4 protein-coding genes and 1 pseudogene are annotated in these 4,013 nt (G+C 40.0%); all 5 read right to left on the reverse strand.

The genetic code is table 11. From position 1 onward, the window contains the following. Positions 1-295 precede the first annotated feature (295 nt). Positions 296-712: pseudogene (locus tag ACKI5G_RS08090) on the reverse strand (ATP-binding protein); the annotation flags it as partial. A gap of 125 nt (positions 713-837) precedes the next feature. Beyond that, positions 838-1,107, reverse strand: coding sequence for a DUF4160 domain-containing protein (locus tag ACKI5G_RS08095; RefSeq protein ID WP_407399299.1), 270 nt, complete (start codon positions 1,105-1,107; stop codon positions 838-840). Further along, positions 1,079-1,363 carry a hypothetical protein gene (locus ACKI5G_RS08100; RefSeq protein WP_407399301.1) on the reverse strand — a complete coding sequence of 95 codons (285 nt, stop codon included), beginning with the start codon at positions 1,361-1,363 and terminating at the stop codon, positions 1,079-1,081. Before ACKI5G_RS08100 ends, ACKI5G_RS08095 begins: the two co-directional genes overlap by 29 nt. Before the next feature lie 100 nt (positions 1,364-1,463). Next, positions 1,464-2,786: a hypothetical protein gene (locus ACKI5G_RS08105; protein ID WP_407399303.1), complete on the reverse strand. Its 1,323-nt coding sequence runs from the start codon at positions 2,784-2,786 to the stop codon at positions 1,464-1,466. Beyond that, on the reverse strand, positions 2,783-4,013 hold a 1,231-nt coding region (locus tag ACKI5G_RS08110; protein WP_407399305.1), incomplete at its 5' end, for a Gfo/Idh/MocA family oxidoreductase. The genes ACKI5G_RS08110 and ACKI5G_RS08105, both read right to left, overlap by 4 nt.

A 4,013-nucleotide genomic window follows, 5' to 3' on the forward strand; every position in this document is an offset into this window, starting at 1 on the left:
ATTCATATGTGCTGGATATGAACGGCGAATCTTATCGTTTAGCGCGTACCAAAAATGAAGTATAGGTGGCTCACTTTCAAGTGAGCGTTAGTGGCTCAAAATCAAATGAGCAAATGGCTCAAATTATGATTGACGTTTATACAAAACTACTTTTCCTTGTACAATTCGCCTTATTGCTGGTTTTATCCTGCAAAATAGCAGAAATAAACCTCTGCAATAAAAAACTGAAGCGTATAATGAAGTATTACACACTCCAGTTATCAAATGTGACTTATCATAAAATAATATCGCAACTCTATTTATCTTTTATTTCCCAATGGCCACTGTATCCTCGGCCTATATAGCTAATCTGTGGTATTTTCTTTATTTCTCGCCCTATGGTCTTCATGCTAACTTTTAGTACTTTTGCCATCTCCGCCCTTGTAACTTTCGAATCCTCCTGAATCATTTTTATAATTGTTTCAGCATAATTACCTTTTTCACCATCTTGAAGGACATCTTGAGGGACATCTTGGGCTACATCTTGTCTCTCAAAATAATTCAAATTATATAACATAAGCAAGAAATCATTACCAGCCGCATATATTTTAGGCATCAGTTCTTCTCGTGAATTCTCCTGAAAATCATAATCCTCCAATATCTTTTTAAATCCTCTGCCACGGCGTTCCATCAGTTGCAGACGGCTAAAAATATCGGCTAGTACAGGAATGCGTCTTTTTGAATAAAATCCTTTTAACCCATGTAGTTCGCCTTATTACTAGCTTTATCCTGCAAAATATCTGAAATAATTGGGGTAATAAAAAACTGAAGCATATAATGCCCTCCAGTTATCACAGGTCATTTATTAAAATAATCATACCACTGTGCAATAATAGTATCTCGATTTAAAGCTATCATTTTCATAATACGCTTTAAATCTTTTTCTGGTATATTGCTGTTATTATTAGCTACAACCGGGTTACTATCCGGAGGCAACCAGATTTTAGTTGTATTACCTGTAGGCTTTCCACGACATACGTGAACATGTATTGGCTCGCCAGCCTCGTTAGACCAGAAAAAAATCCTGTACCCAAATATCTCAAACAACGTCGGCAATGATGTCACCATCCTCCCGGGCTATTTCCCATATTAGCGGACTATTATTTTTAACGAACTGCCTCAAAACATATTCTTCATCTTCATTAAACCCCATGCATTTCTTCAGAACACAAGCAGGTAAAATATATTCTGCGATATCAACCCCCCGCTCGGAAGATCTTTCCAAGTGAACAGTAATGCTTTCACCGGACAACGGCGAAACATGTATATCTGAAAAGGTTACAATAATGTTTTGAGGAACAATCTTTAAATATTCATGTTTCATCTTGCTACCTCCCTCAGTTCCTACTATATTCTATATTTTAACACAAATGTTCTATTCGCTCAATATAAGTATATTGCTATTTTATTTTTTCAATAAACCACTAATTTCTTATCTCCACATCCTCCACCATCACTGGCTTCTTTACCCCTTGGAATAGCTGTATTACACTGCTGTCATCACCATAATAGGCATCACAAATGGCTATTGAACGACTTAAATCTGGAGTGTCGTCAAATATTCCCCAGCCAGCCTTTTTATAGTCGTCCACAATTTTAGCATAGCGAGCTGCTAACTCTGGACGCATAGAATCTAAGGTAGCCGGTATTAGTGGATGCGGGCGCCATAGCAGCATTACATCATCTGTTTTACCCTTGAAATAATCCAATACGTTTTCTATCTTATTTAAGAGCTTCTCCCCGGACTTTAGCATTTCACCCAAACCGGTGCCATACATTACCACTTTTTTCCATGTGCCATCTGCTTTTTTAATTTTCTGCAACCACTCTTCCGGTACATCCTTCTCCTCCACCTTTGTATGACGTACCTTATCCAGTTTTGGCGAGCCCCAACCCTTTATTTTTTGTTCCCAAATATGGCGTGTGTTCTCTCCATAGAGATTTACCAAAGCCTGAATATAAATATCCCTCATTTTTTCCGATTGTTGAACAATAATATCCGCATTAACATATACAGGCATTCTGGCATGAGTTTCCGCCCACTCAGGAGTTGCTCCATTTTCCTCTGAAACAAAATATGGGATATATACAAGCTGCTCAGTACACTCCTTTAATTTATCACTATAATATTCCGGTGCCACCGAAGTCACAAAATTACAACCATCATAAGGATTATGAATATATATCATGTCCGGATGAATTTCAGATAGATTTACATTTCTGTAGTTTGTAATAGGCACGTAGTCTGGAAAATCCTCCCCTTCCCAATGCCACGCCCTTGCCGAACCATCTGGATTACGGTCACAATACGGTATAGGCATGACCACAGCATCACAATCTCCATCATCACTGGCTTTTTCCCAAACGCTTTCCAGACTGTCCCACATGGAGGCTTTATAAGGTAAAAAATAAATGACCTTTTTATCGTCTGGTAACTGCTGTTCAAAGGCATTATGTATCTTTACCAGCTTTGATAACAACATTTCCACTGGCATACGAAATGGCTTTCCCTGAGCTACGGCAAGCTGTATTTTTTCTATATCCTCGATTATGGTCTCCAAGGATTCAATAAGCCCTGCACCCAAGTCGCCATAATTTACCAGCAGTTCTCCTATACCAATTACCTCGTTAGGCAACGCCTCCAACACAGCCTCAATCTCCGTTCCACCTGACATTGAAGCCCTTAGCAATGAATGAATATTATCTATTTTTATTAAAATTTGCGTTTTATAGCGCGTTATCGTCATATTACACTTACCTTCTTCGCTGCCCAGTCTTCCATAACCTTGGCAATAGCCACCGAAACATCTTCACTAATATAACTGCTGCTTACACCTGATTCAATTTCTTTACTGAAGGCCACCATTTCATAGCGGATACCTTCCCCATCCAACTGATAAAAGAACCGCTTATTCTGATTTTGATTTTCGTATTTTACTTCAAAATAATCTGTCTTCCACCACGGAGAAGGCACATAAATATACCCCTTCGTACCTGTTATAACCAAGCTTCCCTCCGATTTGGCCGCTTTTGCCACTTTTATAGTGGCTACAGCTTCCGGATACAAAAAATCTATCTTGGTAAATCCATCAAATGTTTCATCCTCATCGATAAAATGAGAAATAATGTGCTTTTCCCTGTACTCTGTACCCAATATCTGAAAAACCGGCAACAGGGCAGTCGGCCCCCAGGCCGTGATACTGCTCCATATCCCCGTTAAATTCTGTGGATTATAGTTGTCCATTAGGCTGGTACAGGTGGCATCTACAGAAATTACCTTACCTATAACTCCAGATTTTACCAGCAAAAGCAAGCGATTATAGGCGGTAGCATAGGCGGTCTTGATAGCCTCCATCAAAACCACATTTTTCGATTTGGCCAATGCAAATAGCTCTCTACACTCAGATTCCTTCATGGCAATAGGCGTTTCACACAAAATGTGCTTTCCTTCACCAATTGCCTGTTTTATCAGCTCATAATGCCGCTGTGGAGTCGAAAAGAGATATATGGCATCCTCTTGGGTGCCATCTTCCAGAGTTAATATATCAACTCCATTTACATATGAGCCCTCTCTGATTATTTTACCGCCCAACCCCTTATCTTCCACGATCCGTATAGATATTTTCCGCTTATCTGAACGAACCTGAGAGCTGGAAACCCCTTCGGTGCGAGGTAAATACACAACCTGACAATATTCTTCCAAGTAGTCAAACTTGCCTACCCAGTCAGAGCCCACAGTAAATATATCAACACCGTAGCGGCGAATATCGTCTATTTTCTGTCCTTCATATTCTTCTATTATAATCTCATCAGCCAAGCCAGTGGCCCGCACTCCTTCAATGCGCTCCATCAGTGACTGCTGGACATTTATCTTGCCACGGCTTTTGTCAAAGCTCTCGGCTGTTACCCCAACTATCAAATAATCACCAAGTGACTTGGCCCGCTCCAGCAACCTCCTATGCCCATAATGCAGC

Origin of the sequence: Anaerovibrio sp., from assembly GCF_045637405.1 — a bacterium.
Lineage (GTDB): Bacteria > Bacillota > Negativicutes > Selenomonadales > Selenomonadaceae > Anaerovibrio.